The organism is Paracoccus sp. SSJ (assembly GCF_030234105.1).
Lineage (GTDB): Bacteria > Pseudomonadota > Alphaproteobacteria > Rhodobacterales > Rhodobacteraceae > Paracoccus > Paracoccus denitrificans.
This window is the reverse complement of the sequence record NZ_JASSPE010000025.1, coordinates 1-17,383: the sequence shown is the minus strand read 5'-3', so window position 1 is coordinate 17,383 and position 17,383 is coordinate 1. Positions and strand designations below refer to the sequence as shown.

17 protein-coding genes are annotated in these 17,383 nt (G+C 66.2%); 9 read left to right on the top strand and 8 right to left on the bottom strand.

Annotated elements, in window-relative coordinates; genetic code table 11:
- Nucleotides 1–27: 27 nt before the first annotated feature.
- Together panC and panB are read right to left on the bottom strand one after the other, a co-directional pair.
- Nucleotides 28–876, bottom strand: coding sequence for a pantoate--beta-alanine ligase (gene panC, locus QPR87_RS20295; RefSeq protein WP_285051110.1), 849 nt, complete (start codon nt 874–876; stop codon nt 28–30).
- Nucleotides 873–1,703, bottom strand: coding sequence for a 3-methyl-2-oxobutanoate hydroxymethyltransferase (gene panB, locus QPR87_RS20290; protein ID WP_011747952.1), 831 nt, complete (start codon nt 1,701–1,703; stop codon nt 873–875). Before panB ends, panC begins: the two co-directional genes overlap by 4 nt.
- A gap of 463 nt (nt 1,704–2,166) precedes the next feature.
- Here panB and argC point away from each other — a divergent pair, with 463 nt between their 5' ends.
- Together argC and QPR87_RS20280 are read left to right on the top strand one after the other, a co-directional pair.
- Nucleotides 2,167–3,195, top strand: a complete 1,029-nt coding sequence (argC, locus tag QPR87_RS20285; protein ID WP_285051109.1) for an N-acetyl-gamma-glutamyl-phosphate reductase — start codon at nt 2,167–2,169, stop codon at nt 3,193–3,195.
- Between the two features lie 125 nt (nt 3,196–3,320).
- Nucleotides 3,321–3,488, top strand: a complete 168-nt coding sequence (locus tag QPR87_RS20280) for a hypothetical protein (protein WP_086000144.1) — start codon at nt 3,321–3,323, stop codon at nt 3,486–3,488.
- Between the two features lie 88 nt (nt 3,489–3,576).
- On the opposite strand, the gene efp is transcribed toward QPR87_RS20280, so the two are convergent.
- Nucleotides 3,577–4,143 carry an elongation factor P gene (gene efp, locus QPR87_RS20275; RefSeq protein ID WP_041529873.1) on the bottom strand — a complete coding sequence of 189 codons (567 nt, stop codon included), beginning with the start codon at nt 4,141–4,143 and terminating at the stop codon, nt 3,577–3,579.
- A gap of 135 nt (nt 4,144–4,278) precedes the next feature.
- On the opposite strand from efp, the gene epmA reads away from it, so the two are divergent.
- Both epmA and QPR87_RS20265 read left to right on the top strand, forming a co-directional pair.
- Nucleotides 4,279–5,325, top strand: coding sequence for an EF-P lysine aminoacylase EpmA (gene epmA / locus QPR87_RS20270; RefSeq protein ID WP_285051108.1), 1,047 nt, complete (start codon nt 4,279–4,281; stop codon nt 5,323–5,325).
- Between the two features lie 153 nt (nt 5,326–5,478).
- On the top strand, nt 5,479–6,753 hold the full coding sequence (locus tag QPR87_RS20265; protein WP_104492262.1) for a lytic murein transglycosylase: 1,275 nt from the start codon (nt 5,479–5,481) through the stop codon (nt 6,751–6,753).
- 353 nt (nt 6,754–7,106) lie between these two features.
- Here the strand turns inward: QPR87_RS20265 and QPR87_RS20260 are convergent, their stop codons facing one another.
- From QPR87_RS20260 to pdxR, 5 genes are all read right to left on the bottom strand, one after another.
- On the bottom strand, nt 7,107–7,934 hold the full coding sequence (locus QPR87_RS20260) for an alpha/beta fold hydrolase (RefSeq protein ID WP_285051107.1): 828 nt from the start codon (nt 7,932–7,934) through the stop codon (nt 7,107–7,109).
- Nucleotides 7,934–8,722, bottom strand: a complete 789-nt coding sequence (locus QPR87_RS20255) for an enoyl-ACP reductase FabI (RefSeq protein ID WP_011747946.1) — start codon at nt 8,720–8,722, stop codon at nt 7,934–7,936. The genes QPR87_RS20260 and QPR87_RS20255 overlap by 1 nt, the downstream gene beginning before the upstream one ends.
- A gap of 19 nt (nt 8,723–8,741) precedes the next feature.
- Nucleotides 8,742–9,971: a beta-ketoacyl-ACP synthase I gene (fabB, locus tag QPR87_RS20250; RefSeq protein WP_285051106.1), complete on the bottom strand. Its 1,230-nt coding sequence runs from the start codon at nt 9,969–9,971 to the stop codon at nt 8,742–8,744.
- A 21-nt stretch (nt 9,972–9,992) separates the two neighbouring features.
- Nucleotides 9,993–10,502, bottom strand: coding sequence for a bifunctional 3-hydroxydecanoyl-ACP dehydratase/trans-2-decenoyl-ACP isomerase (gene fabA / locus QPR87_RS20245; protein ID WP_011747944.1), 510 nt, complete (start codon nt 10,500–10,502; stop codon nt 9,993–9,995).
- A gap of 316 nt (nt 10,503–10,818) precedes the next feature.
- Complete coding sequence (pdxR, locus tag QPR87_RS20240; RefSeq protein WP_285051105.1) at nt 10,819–12,306, bottom strand: MocR-like pyridoxine biosynthesis transcription factor PdxR; 1,488 nt, start codon at nt 12,304–12,306, stop codon at nt 10,819–10,821.
- 114 nt (nt 12,307–12,420) lie between these two features.
- Here pdxR and QPR87_RS20235 point away from each other — a divergent pair, with 114 nt between their 5' ends.
- The 5 genes from QPR87_RS20235 (at nt 12,421) to QPR87_RS20215 (ending at nt 17,247) form a co-directional block, all read left to right on the top strand.
- On the top strand, nt 12,421–13,431 hold the full coding sequence (locus QPR87_RS20235) for a TRAP transporter substrate-binding protein (protein WP_285051104.1): 1,011 nt from the start codon (nt 12,421–12,423) through the stop codon (nt 13,429–13,431).
- Nucleotides 13,432–13,515: 84 nt separating this feature from the next.
- Complete coding sequence (locus QPR87_RS20230) at nt 13,516–14,076, top strand: TRAP transporter small permease (RefSeq protein WP_285051103.1); 561 nt, start codon at nt 13,516–13,518, stop codon at nt 14,074–14,076.
- Entirely contained in the window at nt 14,073–15,413 is a 1,341-nt protein-coding gene (locus tag QPR87_RS20225) for a TRAP transporter large permease (protein WP_104492274.1), read from the top strand. Before QPR87_RS20230 ends, QPR87_RS20225 begins: the two co-directional genes overlap by 4 nt.
- 14 nt (nt 15,414–15,427) lie before the next feature.
- Nucleotides 15,428–15,847 (top strand): nuclear transport factor 2 family protein, encoded by a 420-nt coding sequence (locus tag QPR87_RS20220; protein WP_011747939.1) that lies wholly within the window; start codon nt 15,428–15,430, stop codon nt 15,845–15,847.
- Nucleotides 15,848–15,855: 8 nt separating this feature from the next.
- A complete protein-coding gene (locus QPR87_RS20215; protein ID WP_104492276.1) occupies nt 15,856–17,247 on the top strand; it encodes an NAD(P)/FAD-dependent oxidoreductase in 1,392 nt (463 codons plus the stop codon).
- Nucleotides 17,248–17,383: the final 136 nt, after the last annotated feature.

The following is a 17,383-nucleotide window of genomic DNA, read 5'->3' as shown; positions in this document are numbered from 1 at the left end:
CGGTAATGCCCGCCGGCTTGGAACCTGTCAGCGCAGTGTAACGGCCACGTTGTCGATCAGCCGCACCCCGTCCAGCCAGGCCGCCACCAGCAGCCGCGCCGGTCGGCCAAGCTGCGGCTCGCCCAGGGTTTCGCCGTCGCGCAGTTCCAGGTATTCGACCGGCCCGATGCCGGCCGCCTCCAGCCCTTCCTGTGCCAACGCCAATGCCTCGGCTGTCGGCGCACCCGCTTCGATCCGGCGTGCTACCTCGAACAGCGTCCGGGGCAGGGCGGCGGCGCGGGTGCGCCCCTCGGCCGTCAGCCGCTGGTTGCGCGAGGACAGCGCCAGCCCATCCTCGGCCCGCACGCAGGGGCAGGGCACGATCTCGACCGGCAGCTTCAGATCCTGAACCAGCCGCCGCACCAGTTGCAGCTGCTGCCAGTCCTTTTCCCCGAAAAACGCCCGGTCGGCCTGGGTCATGTTGAACAGCAGCGTCACCACCGTGGCCACGCCGTCGAAATGGCCCGGACGATGCGCCCCTTCCAGCGGCGCGGTCACGCCCGAGACCGAGATCACCGTGGCGTGGTCCGGCGGATAGACCTCATCGCCGTCGGGCACGAACAGCGCATCGACGCCCAGCGGGGCAAGCAACGCCGCATCCGTATGCTCGGTGCGCGGATATTTCGCGTAATCCTCGGTATTGTTGAACTGGCGCGGATTGACGAACAGGGTCACGATCACCCGGTCGCAGCTGGCACGCGCCGCGCGCACAAGGCTCAGGTGCCCTTCGTGCAGCGCGCCCATGGTCGGCACCACGCCGATGGTTTCGCCACGCGATTTCCAGCCGCGAACCATCGAGCGCAGCTCGGCCAGCGGCCGGACGATCGGGGCGTTCATGCGGGCTTGCCCTCGCCGAAGACATGCTCGGGACCGGGAAAGCGGCGGGCGCGGACCTCGGCGGCATAAGCGGCGATGGCGGCATCGGCATCCTGGCCCAACTCGGCATAGCGCTTGACGAATTTCGGCCGGAAATCCGAGAACAGCCCCAGCATGTCGTCGACCACCAGCACCTGCCCGTCGCAATCGAGGCCGGCGCCGATGCCGATGGTCGGCACGGCGATCTCTTGCGTGATGCGCCGCCCCAGCGCCTCGGGCAGCTTTTCCAGCACCACGGCAAAGGCGCCGGCATCCGCCAGCGCCGCGGCATCGGCGGCGATGCGGTCGGCCTCGTGATGGCCGCGGCCCTGCACCTTGTAGCCGCCCAGCGTATTGACCGATTGCGGCGTCAGCCCGACATGGCCCATCACCGGAATGCCGCGTGCGACCAGGAAGGCCACCGTCTCGGCCATGTGGCGCCCGCCCTCCAGCTTGACCGCCTGGCAGCCGGTCTCGGCCATCAGCCGCGCGGCGTTGCGGAACGCCTGCTCCGGCCCCTCTTCATAGCTGCCGAAGGGCATGTCCACCACGATGCAGGCGCGCGAGCAGCCCCGTGCCACCGCCTTGCCGTGCAGGATCATCATCTCCATGCTGACGCCGATGGTCGAGGGCAGGCCATGCAGCACCATGCCCAGGCTGTCGCCGACCAGCGCGATGTCGCAATGCGCATCGACCAGCCGGGCCATGGGCGTGGTATAGGCGGTCAGGCAAACCACGGGTTCGCCGCCCTTGCGGGCACGGATGTCACCGGGGCCAAGCTGGCCCTTGCGATCAGGGGTCGCGCTCATCAACTCCTCCGTTTTTCCAGGGGCCTGGCGGCCGCTGCCCGAATATTGGATTCGCGCCGCCATGTCTCGCAATAAAATGATGCAGATGCAGCATTCTTGCGCATGAAAAGAAGCCTGACGATGGCGACCGCTGCGCAGGAAGAAGATTTTCCAAGATAATTCAATAGCCTGGCAGGATACGCAGCAGGTGTCGGCGCAGGACGCGGAATATCCGGTGCAAACGGACGAACCGGGCCGGAGCGACGAAGGATATTGCAAGAAAGGACGCATCGAATCCTTTCTTTTACAGGATTTTGCATGGCATATATCGAACGATTTCAGGATTCCGCGGCGCTCGCGCCTGACCCGTCGATGCCCCTTTGCTTGACATGACAGGGACCGGGGCCTAGTGCCGGTTCCGGTCCCTTTCGGGGCCGCTCCAACCAGCGCCGCGTCCGCGCGGCCGTTTCCTCGGGATCGAGACATGACGCTGAAAGCTGCCATCCTTGGGGCCTCGGGTTACACGGGGGCGGAACTCGTCCGCATCCTGGCCACCCATCCCCGGATCGAGATCGCCGCGCTTTCCGCCGACCGCAAGGCGGGACAGGGCTATGACGAGGTTTTCCCGCATCTGCGACACCTGAAGCTGCCGGCGCTGGTCAGGATGGAAGAGATCGATTTCTCCGCTATCGACCTGGTGTTCTGTGCCCTGCCGCACGGGCTTAGCCAGCCCCTGGTCGGGCAATTGCCGCGCGATGTGAAGATCGTCGACCTGGGCGCCGATTTCCGGCTGCGCGATCCGGCGGATTACAAGAAATGGTATGGGCTGGACCATGCCGCGCCCGAGGTCCAGCCGGAAGCGGTCTATGGGTTGACGGAATTCTATCGCGACCAGATCCGCGGGGCGCGGCTGGTCGCCGGCACCGGCTGCAACGCGGCCACCGTGCAATTCGCGCTGCGGCCGCTGATCGGCTCGGGGCTGATCGACCTTGACGACATCATCTGCGACCTCAAGAACGGCGTGTCCGGGGCAGGGCGCTCGCTCAAGGAAAACATGCTCTTCGCCGAACGCTCCGAGGACGTGGCGGGCTATTCCCAAGGCGGCAAGCATCGCCACCTGGGCGAGTTCGACCAGGAATTCTCGGTGCTGGCCGGGCGCGAGGTGCGCATCCAGTTCACCCCGCATCTGGTGCCGGTGAACCGCGGCATCCTGGCGTCCTGCTATCTCAAGGGCGAACCGCAGGCGGTTCATGCCGCGTTGGCGGCGGCCTATGCCGACGAGCCTTTCGTCGTGGTGCTGCCCTATGGGCAACTGCCGGCGATGGCGCATGTGCAGGGCTCGAACTTCTGCCATATCGGCGTGACGGGCGACCGGATCTCGGGGCGCGCGCTGGTCGTCTCGACGCTGGACAACCTGTGCAAGGGTTCCTCGGGGCAGGCGGTGCAGAATGCCAACCTGATGCTGGGCCTGCCGGAAACCGAAGGGCTGATGCTGGCGCCGATCTTTCCCTGAAGGGTGCCGAAAGCCGGCATTTCGGCCCTGCTCCTCGATGGCGGCGCGCGGAACCGCGGGGCGGGGCCGCGCGTCTTGTTCCATATGGACGGCACGGCCTGCCGCCTCAAAGGAGGAAACACAAGATGCGTAGCCTGATTGCGACTGCCGTTTCCGCGATGGTGCTTGCGCTTGCCGGCTGCGGCGACAATCCCACCGAACGTGCCGCGACCGGCGGTCTGGGCGGGGCGGTCGTCGCCGGCCCGGCCGGCGCGGTCGTGGGCGGAACCATCGGCGCCGCGACCGCGGATTGATCCGCATGATCCCGCGAGCCTGCGGATGATGCGGCGAAATGCAAAGGGGCGGGGCGCCAGGACGCCCCGCCCCCGAAAGTCTCAGAGGTCAGCTCTTGGCGCGCTCGACATAGGTCAGGTCGGCGGTGTTGATGATCACCTTGGTGCCCACGCCGATATGCGGCGGCACCATGATGCGCACGCCGTTATGCGCCATCGCCGGCTTGTAGCTGGACGAGGCGGTCTGGCCCTTGACCACCGGCTCGGTCTCGACCACCTCGACGGTGACCTTCTGCGGCAGCTCGAGCGCGATGACGACGCCGTTGTGGACTTGCAGGAAGACGCTGATGCCGTCCTCCAGGAACACCTTGTCGTCGCCGACCACGTCGGGCGAGACCACGACCTGCTCATAGCTTTCCGGCTCCATGAAGTGGAAGCCTTCGCCGTCCTCGTAAAGGAAATTATAGGCGCGTTCGTCCACATGCGCGCGCTCGACCTGTTCGGTGGTCTTCCAGCGTTCCGAGACCTTGTTGCCGTCCGAGATGCGGCGCAGGTCGACCTGCGTCGTCGGCGTGCCCTTGCCGGGGTGGAAGTTGGTCGCGGTCAGGACGACGTGGAGCTTGCCGTCGATCTCGACGACATTGCCTTTGCGAAGGCTGGAGGCGATGACTTTCAAGGCGGTTTCCCTTGCCTGCTTTTCAAATTCCGGGGGGCCGGATACGAAGTCCGGCAAAGATGATGTCCCATAGCGTTTTTCGCAGCTTTGCGCCAGCCGCAAGCGGAAAACGACCCAGATGCAGGAGGTCCGCGCATGAAATCCGCCGATGAAAGCCCCTGGTGGGATCGCGACCGGCACGCGGGGCGCCGGCCGCTGCTTTTGGCACGAAACCGCATCCAGGCCGCGATCCGCGACTGGCTGGGCACGCAGGGCTTCATCGAGGCAGATCCGCTGGCGCTGGCCGTCAGCCCGGGAAACGAGGCGCATCTGCATGCCTTCGCCACGCACCGGATCGGCAATGACGGGCTGGCCCAGCCGATGTATCTGCACACCAGCCCGGAATTCGCCATGAAGAAGCTGCTGGCGGCGGGGGAGGAACGCATCTTCGCCTTCAGCCATGTCTGGCGCAATCGCGAACGCGGTGCGCTGCACAGTCCCGAATTCACCATGCTGGAATGGTATCGCGCCGGCGAGGATTATCGCGTTCTTTTCGATGATTGCGCGCAATACCTTCGGCATGCGGCCGAGGTGGCGGGCGCCGAATTGCTGCGCTTTCGCGGCGCCGAATGCGATCCCTATGCCGCGCCCGAGGTGATGAGCGTCGCCGAGGCGTTCCGCGAACATGCCGGCATCGACCTGCTTTCGACTTGCGACGGGACCGAAACTGATGCGCGGGCCCTGCGCGCGCAGGCCGAACGGCAGGGGATCCGCACGGCCCCGGATGACGGCTGGTCCGACATCCTGTCGCGCGTGCTGGTGGAAAAGGTCGAGCCGCATCTGGGCCATGGCCGGCCCTTGATCCTTGACCGCTATCCGGCGGCCGAGGCGGCGCTGGCCCGCCGTGCCGGGGACGACCCGCGCGAGGCCGAGCGGTTCGAGCTGTACGCCTGCGGCGTCGAACTGGCCAACGGCTTCGGCGAACTGACCGACCCGGTCGAGCAGCGCCGCCGCTTCGAGCTGGAGATGGAGGAGAAGGCCCGAATCTATGGCGAGCGCTACCCGCTGGACGAGGATTTCCTGGCGGCCCTGGCCTTCATGCCGGCGGCCTCGGGCTGTGCGCTGGGGTTCGACCGGCTGGTGATGCTGGCCACCGGCGCTCCGCGCATCGACGAGGTGATCTGGACTCCCTTGATTGATTGACGTCAAATCAAATGGATACCGGATAAATATGATCTCGTTTCGACCATAGGGGTGCCCTTTGGACAGCAGCCTTCTGCCGGCGCCGAGATTCCCGCTTTCGGCCCGGGGCGCGGGACGCTAGGCTGGGCCAAAACGCCGACCGAGGGGACAGTCATGCGGCTTTCATTGCGAGTTTCAGCGACGCTTACGGCCATGGCCCTGTTGCTTGGCGGCTGTGCCGGAAATTATCCCGGCACGGGCGTTCCCCAGCAAAGCCAGGAAATCAAGTGGGGTCGATACCAGAATCCGCCTCCGGCCAAGGTGGCCGGGCTGAACAGCTGGGTTCAGGGCTTCAAGGCCAATGCCCGCAGCCAGGGCATCAGCGACAGCACGCTGGATTTCGCCTTTCGCGACGTGACCTACAACCCCGAGGTCATCCGCCGCTCGCAAAGCCAGGCCGAGTTCAAGAAATCCGTCTGGGAATACCTGGAGAACGCGGTTTCCGAGAAGCGCCAGGCCAATGGTCGAGCGGCGCTGGCGCAATATGGCGGCGTGCTGAGCCGCATCGAGGCGACCTATGGCGTCGACAAGGAAGTCGTCGCGGCGGTCTGGGGCATGGAATCGACCTATGGCGAGCGGCGCGGCGACCTGCCGCTGATCGAGAGCCTGGCCACGCTCAGCTATGAGGGTTATCGCGGCGAGTTCTTCCGCAGCCAGTTGATGGGGGCGCTGCGCATCCTGCAAGCCGGCGACATCGACCCTGCGCACATGACCGGCAGCTGGGCCGGCGCCATGGGGCACACCCAGTTCATTCCGACCACCTATCTCAGCTTCGCGGTCGATTTCACCGGCGACGGGCGGCGCGATATCTGGTCGAACGATCCCTCCGATGCACTGGCCTCGGCGGCGAACTACCTGGCGAAATCGGGCTGGCAGCGCGGGCTGCCGGCTGCGGTCGAGGTCACGCTTCCGCCCGGCTTCAACACCGGGCTGGCCGGCAAGGGCAAGCGGCGCAGCGTCGCGGAATGGCAGTCCCTGGGCGTGCGCCAGGCCAACCAGCGACCCTTGCCACCCGCCGGCGCCTCGACCGAGCTGATCATTCCCGGCGGCGCCTCGGGCGCGGCCTTCCTGATCACTCGCAACTTCCACGCCATCCTGCGCTACAACAATGCCGATAGCTATGCGCTGGCGGTCTCGCACCTGGCAGACCGGCTGAAGGGGTATCCAGGGCTTGCCAATCCCTGGCCGGCCGATCATCCCGGCCTGCGCATCGAGCAGCGCAAGGAAATGCAGCGCCTGCTGACCGCACGCGGCTTCGACACGCAGGGCGTCGATGGCAATGTCGGCTCGAATACGATCAGCGCCATCAGGGCCTATCAGATGTCGCGCGGACTGCCCGTCACCGGCGAACCCTCGGCCGCGCTGCTCGAGCAGTTGCGCCGCGGCTGAAGGAGCCTTGCGCGGGGCGCGGATCGTGCGAACGACGTCTCGTTCGGCGATGCCGCTTCCCGGCATCGGCACCGCATGAGGTCCGGCAGGGGGTGAACAAGGCTCTTGCCGGATTCGACGTTCATCTTCGGCAAGGGCCTTCGCCTCGCGCGCCGCGCGGAAAACGGCGACGTTTCCCGATTGGGACGGATCACCTGGGTGGGGAGAGGCTTTCGGCCGGGGTAGTGCATCGTTGCGGCTGGGAAGTGGCGGCAGCGCACCATCGCAAGGCACCGACTGCCGCCTTCTTCGGGGATCAAGGGCGTCTCTTCAGGTGCTTCCGCGTCAGATATGCGACCGGGGCCGGTGTGGTTTCACCGCATCGCTGCCAGCCAGGCATGGATCGCGGCCAGGGATTCCGGTTCGTCGAGGAAGGGGACATGCGCGCGGTCCCGAGCCTCGGCCAGAATCATGTCCGGGCGACGGCGCAGCATTTCCGTCGCGGTCTCATGCGACAGCAGGTCCGAATTTGCGCCCCGGATCAGCGCCAGCGGCAATCCCTGCGTGGCATCGAACAACGGCCATAGGTCGGTCTCGGGACCGTCGAAGGCCGCCAGGAACGCCTCGCGCAGCGCGGGATCATAGTTGACGCTCAGGCCCGAGGGCGTCTCGACATAGTGACGCGCGGCTTCCTCCAGCCATCGGCTTGCCGGGACATTGGCGAAACCGGGCATGGCGGCGGGCAGGCGCTGCGCCAGATCCTCAAGGTTTTTCGCGGCCGGGTTCCGGCCCACATAGTCGAAGATCCGTTCCAGCCCGCTGCGTTGCAGCACGGGACCGACATCGTTCAGGCACAGGCCCAGAAGCCGTTCGCGCGCCGTCGCTGCCAGAAGCATGCCGATGATCCCCCCGCGCGAGGTGCCCAGCACGGCTGCCTGAGCCACGCCCAGGTGATCCAGCAGCACCAGAACGTCGCGGGCCTCTTGCGGGACGGTATAGCTCTCCGCGCCGGTCCAGTCCGAATCGCCGCGACCGCGATAGTCCGGCCGGATCAGGCGCACACCCGGCAGATGCGGCGCCAGATAGTCGAAATCCCGTCCCGTCCGGGTCAGCCCCGGCAGGGCCAGGACGGGTAGGCCCTCGCCCTCGTCGCGATAGGCCAGCCGGGCGCCGTCCTCGGCCTGGAAGAACTGGACGGCCATCAGAGATTGTCCGATTGCGGCATGCCCAGCACATGATAGCCGCCATCGACCAGCACGATCTCGCCGGTGGTGCAGGCGCCCCAATCCGAGCAGAGCCAGACCGCCGTGCCGCCGATCGCCTCCAGCGTGGCATTGGCGCGCAAGGGTGCGTTCGCCTCGGTATGGCGATAGGTCTTGCGTGCGCCGCCGATGGCCGCGCCGGCAAGGGTTTTCATCGGGCCGGGGCTGATCGCATTGACGCGAATCCCCTCGGGGCCCAGGTCGTTGGCCAGATAGCGGACGGATGATTCCAATGCGGCCTTCGCCACCCCCATGACGTTGTAGAACGGTGTGACCCGGTTCGAGCCGGCATAGGTCAGCGTGATGATCGAGCCGCCATTCGTCATCAGGGGCTGCGCCCGCCGGGCCAGGTCGATCAGCGAATAGCAGGAAATCGTCAAGGAATTCTTAAAGTTGTCGCGGGTCGTGTCGACAAATCGCCCGGTCAGTTCGTTCTTGTCGGAATAGGCGACGGCATGGACCAGGAAATCCAGCCCGCCCCAGCGCGCCTCGATGTCGGCAAAGGCGCGGTCGAGCGATTCGTCGTCAAGCACATCGACATCCATCAGGAAATCCGAGCCCAGGGATTGTGCCAGCGGCTCGACCCGCTTGCCGAAAGCCTCGCCCTGATAGGAAAAGGCCAGCTCCGCGCCCTGCTCGGACAGCGCCCGGGCAATTCCCCAAGCGATCGAGCGGTCATTCGCGACCCCCATCACAAGGCCGCGCTTGCCTTTCATCAATTCGCCCATGGCTTAACCTTTTCTTGGTTTATTCGCGGTATTTCGACAGGACCAGCGTGGCGTTGGTGCCGCCAAAACCGAAACTGTTGGAAAGGACGCTATCGAAATCGACATCATCCACGCGCGCAAGCGCAATCTCCTCGGGCCGGATCTCGGGGTCCAGCTCGGTGACATTGGCCGAGGCGGCGATGAAGCGGTTCTGCATCATCAGCAGCGAATAGATCGCCTCATGCGCGCCGGTCGCACCCAGCGAATGCCCGGTCAGCGACTTGGTCGAGGAAACCGGCGGCACCTCACCCTCGCCGAAGACCCGGCGCAGAGCCTTGATCTCGCCCACATCGCCCACCGGGGTCGAGGTGCCATGCGCATTGACATAGCTGATGCGCCGGCCCTCGGGCAGGGTGGACAGGGCCAGCCGCATCGAGCGCTCGCCACCCTCGCCGGAAGGTGCGACCATGTCATAGCCGTCGCTGGTCGCGCCATAGCCCGTCACCTCGGCATAGATCCGGGCGCCGCGAGCCAGGGCGTGCTCCAGTTCCTCAAGGACGACCACGCCGGCGCCGCCGGCGATGACGAAGCCGTCGCGGGTCGCATCGAAGGGTCGCGAGGCGGTTTGCGGCGTGTCGTTGTATTTCGACGACATCGCGCCCATCGCGTCGAACAGGCAGCTGAGGGTCCAGTCCAGTTCCTCGCCGCCGCCGGCAAAGACGATGTCCTGCTTGCCCATCTGGATCAGCTCGGTGCCGTTGCCGATGCAATGCGCCGAGGTCGAGCAGGCCGAGGTGATCGAATAGTTCACGCCCTTGATCTTGAACGGGGTGGCCAGGCAGGCCGAGTTGGTCGAGGACATGCAGCGCGTGACCATGAAGGGGCCCATGCGCTTGGGCGCGCCCTTCTCGATCACGGTGCGATGCGCCTCGAACAGGTTCGCGGTCGATGGCCCGCCCGAGCCCATGACCAGGCCCGAACGCTCGTTCGAGACATCCTCGGGCGCCAGGCCCGCATCCTCGATCGCCTGTTGCATGGCGATGAAGTTATAGGCCGCTCCGGCGCCCATGAAGCGCAGGTTGCGCTTGTCGACATGGTCCTCGAGCACGATCTGCGGCATGCCGTGGACCTGGCTGCGAAAGCCGCGCTCGGCATATTCGGGGGCGAAGACGATGCCCGAGCGGCCCGCGCGCAGGCTTTCGGTGACTTCGGCGGCATTGTTGCCGATGGGAGAGACGATGCCCAGCCCGGTGATGACGACACGGCGCATGGCGTGCTCCTTGTTCATGTGTCAGGCGGCCGACAGGGCCACCTTCATATCCTTGACCTCGTAGATGGTTTCGCCGTCGGCCTCGACGCGGCCATCGGCGACGCCCATGGTCAGGCGGCGGGTCTGGATCGCCTTGGTGAAATCGACGAAATAGCGCAGCATCCTGCGGTCGGGGCGGACCATGCCGGTCAGCTTGACCTCGCCCACGCCAAGCGCATAGCCGCGCCCCTGCCAGCCGCGCCAACCCAGGTTGAAGCCGGTCAACTGCCACAGCCCGTCAAGGCCGAGGCAGCCGGGCATGATGGGATTGCCGGGAAAATGGCAGGAAAAGAACCACAGGTCGGGGTGGATGTCGAATTCGGCGACGACATGGCCCTTGCCATGCGGGCCGGCATCGGCGGAAATCTCGGTGATGCGGTCCATCATCAGCATCGGCGGTTCGGGGAGTTGGGCATTTCCGGGGCCGAACAGCTCGCCACGGGCGCAGGCCAGCAGATCTTCCTTGTCAAAGCTGGTCCTTGTCATCGTCATGCGCGTGTTTTCCCCTCGATCCGACGTTGCGTTATCTGCTGCGATCACCGCCGGGCAAGGCCGGCGCGAAACTTGTCCTTGGGTCTATCATTCCGCCCCGGCAAGGCGCAAGAGCGCAGGTTTTCCGGGTTTTTGCACCCTGTTGCCCGCAATTGCCCAAGCGGGAAACGCCGCGGGTCATCTTGCCGCGGCCGATCCTTCCGATCCGCGGCGGCCGCGTCCGGGCGCATCGTGGCCGGGGCAGCGCTGGGGCAGTCTGGTCCGCAAGATCGCGGGTCGCGCATCCCGCCTTGCGGGACGGGGGTGCGGCGGCCGGTCAGCCCGCCTGTTCGGCGGCCAGTTCGCGGACCCGGCGGGCGATCAGCTCGATGCCCGGCGCGATGTCGCCCTCGCGGATCGAGGAATAGCCCAGTCTGAAGAAGGGGCAGGGCACCGGCGGGGTTTCGAAGAACACCTCGCCCGGTTCGATCAGCACGCTGTCGGCTTGCAGCCGGGTGGCCAGGATGCCGCTGTCGCTGGCGGCCGGCCCCTCGATCCACAGGCTCGACCCTCCCGCCCGCGCGGCCCCGGCGATGCGCAGGCCCGTGGCGGCCAGCGCCTGCTCCATCAGCGCCCGGCGGCGCTTCAGCGCGCCGCGCAGCCGCACGATATGCGCGTCGTAATGGCCGAGCGCCAGGAAATAGGCAGTGATCCTTTGCAGGTGGTTCGGCGGGTGGCGCAGCATGATGGCGCGCAAGGCCCGGGCCCGCGCGATCAGCGGCGCGGGTGCCACCATGTAGCCGATGCGCAGCCCCGGGAACAGCGATTTCGAGAAGCTGCCGATATAGATCACCCGCCCGGCGCGATCGAGTGACTTCAGCGCCGGCGCCGGCGGCGCCAGATAGGACATCTCGAAATCGTAGTCGTCCTCGATGATCAGGAAATCATGTGCGGCGGCCCGGGCCAGAAGGTCGCGGCGGCGGCCCAGCGGCATGGTCGCGCCGGTCGGGATGTTGTGGCTGGGCGTGACGATCACCAGCCGCGTGCCCTGCGGCAGCAGTTCGGGGTTCAGCCCGCCCTCGTCCACGTCGAGGAAGGTCGTGGGGCTGTGGGCGCGGCGCAGGGTCTCGGCGAAATCGGGATAGCCGGGGTCCTCGGTCACCGCCAGCCGGTCGCCACGCGCCAGAAGCTCGACGGTGATGAACAGCGCATTCTGCGCGCCCAGCGTGACCAGCACCTCGTCCGATTCGGCCTGGATGCCGCGCCGGGGCAGCGAGTGCGAGCAGATATAGTCGATCAGCATCGGATCGTCGGCCCCGTAGAGATCCGAGGCCAGTTCGCCGAAATCCCGCGTGCCCCAGGCGCGGCGGGCGCAGTCGCGCCAGGCGTTGTGGTCGAAAAGCGCCGGGTCGCTTTGCCCATAGATGAAGGGATAGCGGAAATCGCGCCAGTTCGCCGGCTTGCGGATCACCCGCTGGCGCGGCAACTGGTCGGCAAGCCAGTTGTCCCAGTCCAGCGCGGTTTCGTGCGGCCGGGGTTCCTGCACCTTCAGCCGCCGGTGCGGCACGGTGGCGGCGACCATGATGCCGGAACGCGGCCGCGTCTCCAGATAGCCCTGGCTGATCAGCTCCTGATAGACCAGCGTCACCGTCATGCGCGAGATGCCGAGCGTATCGGCCAGGCCGCGCGACGAGGGCAGCCGCGTGCCCGGACGCGCCCGCGTTTCCAGGATTGCCCGCACGATGGCCGCCGCCAGCCGCGCTTGCAGCGTCCCTGCCTCGCTGTCGCGCAGGAAGAACATCTCGACGGGGATCCGGTCGCTCATCTGGACCTATCTTTGCTTTCAACTGGACATATCGTTACGCCGCGTCACCTGCAACATTTTGCCGCATCAGCGATCGCAAACAAAGGCGACGCATATCTCAACAGGGAGCCTCCGATGTCTTTTCTTACCCGTATCCTGTCCGGCACCGCGCTTGCGCTGAGCCTTGGCGCTGCTGCCCTGCCGGTTTCGGCGGCCGAATATCGCATCGCGGTCGGCGACGGCGCCGGGGGCACGCAGGAGGCGCTGGGTAAAGCCTTCGTCGCGGCGCTGGAAGATAAATCCGGCGGCAAGATGACCGGCAGGCTTTTCCTCAACGGCCAGCTCGGCGACGAGCAGGACACCGTGACCGCCGCCGCGACCGGCACGCTGGATTTCTCGATCCTCGCGATCAACAACATCACGCCTTTCTCGCCCACGGTCGGCACCCTGACCCTGCCTTACGTCATCCTGAGCCAGGAAGACGCCGAAAAGGTCACCCAGGGCGAAATCGGCCGGCAGATGGTCGACCAGACCGTGGAGGATGCGGGCGTTCGCATCATCGGCTGGGCCTATTCGGGCTTTCGCGTGCTGACCAACTCGAAAAAGCCGATCGCCACGGTGGCCGACCTGCAGGGCGTCGTGGTGCGCGTGCCCAAGAACGAGATCATGATCGAGACCTACAAGAGCTGGGGCATCAACCCGACCCCGATGGCCTGGGGCGAGACCTTCGCCGCGCTTCAGCAGAAGGTCGTCGACGGTCAGGACAACCCCTACATGACCGTCAACGCGATGAAGTTCTACGAGGTCCAGAAATACGCCACCAACCTGCGCTACCTGTTCTCGATCGAGCCGCTGATCGTCAGCGAGGCGCTGTTCCAGAGCCTTTCGCCGGAAGAGCAGCAGCAGATCCTGGAAGCCGGGCAGGAGGCGACGCAGGTCTCGGCGCAGTTCCTGCGCGACCAGGAAAACAAGATCAAGGAAGAGCTGGTCGGCCGGGGCATGGAGATCACCGAGCCCGCCGATGAGGAAAAGGAGTTCATCGAACTGGCGACGACCAAGGTCTGGCCGAAATTCTACGACCAGATCGGCGGCAAGGAAGTTCTCGACGGCGTGCTGACCTCGCTGGGCCGCGATCCGGTGGAATAGGTTCCTCCCCCGACTGCGGGCGCGCAGGCCGCGCCCGCCCTTTTCCCGATCCATCCTGAAACGCCCCTTACCCGGAGGCAATTCATGTCTGCATTCTGGAAGCATCTCGATCATCTCGAGAGCTACATCTGCCGCGCGCTGCTGGCGGTCTTCGTCACGCTGCTTTTCGTCCAGATCGTCGCCCGGCAGATCTTCGGCTTCTCGATCACCTGGATCGAGGAACTGTCCGTCATCCTCTTCGTCTGGTTCGCCTATTTCGGCGCGTCCTATGCGGCACGCATGTCGGCGCATAACCGGGTGACCTTCCACCTGAACATGATGCCGCGCAAAACGGCGCGCGTGCTGGAGGCGATCGGGGACCTGTTCTGGATCATCTTCAACGTCGTGTTCATCTGGCAGGCCATCCAGTTCATCAGCCGGCTGAAGCCCTTCGTTAAGGCCCAGACCCTGGGGTGGGAAATGCGCTACGTCTACATGGCGCTGCCCATCGCCTTTGCGCTGATGACCATCCGCATCCTGCAGGTGAACTATCTGAAGCTCGTGAAGGGCATCGACCCGCGCGACCCCGACAAGGTCGAGGTCGAGGAAATGCTGGAACTCGCCGCCGATGAGCAGCGCGCCTACGAGCGGGAGCACAAGAAATGAACGATTACGTCGTAGAGGTCCTGTTCGGCACCTTCGCTTTGCTGATGGTGCTGGGCGCCCCGATCACCGTCGCGCTTGGCGTGGCCGCGCTGGCCGCCATGCTTTATCTGGGCGACAACCCGATCAAGATGGTGCAGATGGCCTGGTCCTCGGTCGGGTCCTTCCCGCTGATGGCGCTGCCTTCGTTCATCCTGGCCGGGGCGCTGATGGAGGCCGCGGGCCTGTCGCGCCGGCTGATCTCGGTCGCCGAAAGCCTTGCCGGTCCGTTCACCGGCGGCCTTTCCGCCGCGACCGTCGTCGCCTGCCTGTTCTTCGGCGCGATCTCGGGCTCGGGTCCGGCCACCACCGCCGCCGTCGGCATGCTGATGATCCCCGGGATGATCCGCAACGGCTACAGCCGCGATTACGCGGCCTCGACCACCGCGGCCGCGGGCGGCCTGGGCATCGTCATCCCGCCCTCGATCCCGATGATCATCTTCGGCATCTCGGCCATGGGCATCGCGCCCGATCCGGCCGCCGTCGAGGCGCATGGCCAGTTCCAGTCGGTCTCGATCTCGAAGATGTTCATCGCCGGCTTCCTGCCCGGCGCGGTCATGGCGGGCGGCCTGCTGCTGATGAACTATGTCCGCTGCAAGCGGCGGGGCTATCACGGTTCGTCCGAGCCGCTGTCGCTGCGCAAGTTCATGTGCGCCTGCTATCAGGGCTTCTGGGCGCTGCTGGCCCCGGTGGTGATCCTGGGCGGCATCTATACCGGCATGTTCACGCCCACCGAAGCCGCCATCATCGCCATCTTCTACACCCTGTTCGTCGGGATCTTCATCTACCGCGAACTGGATCTGGGCGAGGTCTTCAAGGCGCTCGAGGCGACGACCTGGCTGGCCGGGCGGGTGCTTCTGGTGCTGTTCGCCGCCACCATCTTCGGCCGCATCCTGGTCGAGAACAACGTCCCCGGCATCATCGCCGGCGGCATCCTCGGCCTGACCACCAACATCTATGCGATCTGGGCGCTGATCATCGGCATGCTGCTGATCGTGGGCATGTTCATGGAGACGCTAGCCGCGATCATGATCCTCGTCCCGGTCATGCTGCCGGTGGCCTATATGGTGGGCATCGATCCGATCCACTTCGGCATCGTGATGATCTGCACGCTCTCCGTCGGCTTCCAGACCCCGCCGCTGGGCGAGAACCTGTTCATCGCCTCCGGCATCTCCGGCGAGACCATCGAGAAGATCAGCGCGACCGCGCTGCCCTTCGCCATCGCCTCGACCGCCGCGATCTTCGTCATCGCCATGTTCCCGCAAATCGCCCTCTGGCTTCCCGCCCTGCTGGGCTACTGACCAAGGAGTTACCAATGCCCCGCACTTTGACTGCCGCCGATTTGCAGGCGACCTTTGATGCCTTCAACCGCCACGATATCGACGGTGTGATGACCCATTTTGCGGATGACTGCGTGTTCTACACGGTCTCCGGCGAGCATGAATACGGCAACCGGATCGAGGGCAAGGCGGCCATCGCCAGGGCCTTCGAGGCGGTCTGGACCACGATGCCGGACGTTCAATGGGCCGAGCACACGCATTTCCTGTCCGAGGACGGCACGCGCGGCGTCTCGCAATGGACCTTCCGCGCCACCAACCCCGACGGCAGCCGGACCGAAGTGCAGGGCGTCGACCTGTTCCGCATCGCGGACGGCCGGATCGTCGAGAAGCAGGCGATCCGCAAGCAGCGCCCGGCCATTCCCGCCGCCACCGCGCCCGCCCTTGCCGGGAAATGAGGGCGGCGATGCAGGCAATCGAGAAACGTGCGGGCGCGCTGCCCTACGACCCGCTCTATGATCCGGTCACCGCCCGGGGGCTGGGTCCGCGCAGCGACTATGCGCCGACCTACTGGATCGGCACCGCCGGCGCCCCGCCGCCGGACGACGGCCCGGTGACGGGCGACATGGATGCCGATGTGGTGGTGATCGGCTCGGGCTACACGGGCCTGTCCTGCGCGCTCCACCTGGCGAAGATGCACGGCATCAAGGCCGTGGTGCTTGAAGCGAACGGCGTCGCCTATGGCTGCTCGACCCGCAACGGCGGGCAGGCGCAGGTCAGTTCCGGCCGGCTCAAGCGCAGCCAGTGGATCGAGCGCTGGGGCCTGGACGTGGCCAGGCGCCTGCATGCCGAGGTCTGCGAGGGCTTCGATCTGTTCCGCGGGCTGATCCGCGACCATGCGATCGACTGCGATCCGCAGGACGGCGGGCATTACTACATCGCCCACAAGGCTTCGGCGATGCCGGCGCTGGAGAAGGAGACGGCGCTGCTGCGCGACACCTTCGGCTACGACGCCCGGATGATCTCGCGCGACGAGCTGCACGAGACCGTGGCGCGCGACCAGGAGGCGCATGGCGCCATGTGGGAGGCGGACGGCGTCGGCATCCATGCCGCGAAGCTGGCCTTCGGCTATCTGCGCGCGGCCCGCGAGCTGGGCGCCAGGGTGCATGTCGACAGCCCGGTGCAGGGCTGGGAGTACCGGAACGGCGTGCATCACCTGCGCACGCCGGGCGGCACGGTGCGGGCGCGGCGGGTGGCGGTGGCGACGGCGGCCTATGCGCCGCGCAGCCTGCATCCGCGGCTCCGGGACCGGCTGATGCCGATCATGTCGAACAGCATCGTCACCCGCGTGCTGACGCCCGCCGAGCTGGAAGCGGTGGGCATCCGAAAGCTCTCGCCGCTGACCGACACGCGGACGCTGCGGCATTACTACCGGCTCTTGCCCGACAACCGGCTGCAGATCGGCTCGCGCGCCGCGATCACCGGCCGCGACGCGGCGAACCCGGCACATCTGGACGCACTGCGCGAGGGGATGGCCCGCAAGTTCCCGGCGCTGCGCGGCATCGCGCTGGACTACAGCTGGTGGGGCTGGGTGGATGTCAGCCACGACATGATGCCGCGCATCACCGGGCTGCCGGACCTGCCGGGCGCCTTCTACGCCTTGGGCTATGGCGGCAACGGCGTGATGTATTCGGCCATGGCCGGGCGGCGCATGGCGCAGCTGGTGGCGGGCGAGGCGGTGCCGGACCTGCCGATCTTCAACAACGAATTGCCGCATGAGGGCTGGCGGACGCCGTTCCGGCGCCTCGGCCAATGGGGCCTCTACAAGTTTTACCACTATCGCGACGAGCGCAGATAAGGAGCCATCGCCATGAAGATGACGACTGAGGAGTCTTTTGTCAAAACCCTTCAATTGCACGGGATCGAGCATGCCTTTGGCATTATCGGCTCTGCGATGATGCCTGTTTCGGACCTGTTTCCGCGGGCCGGGATCA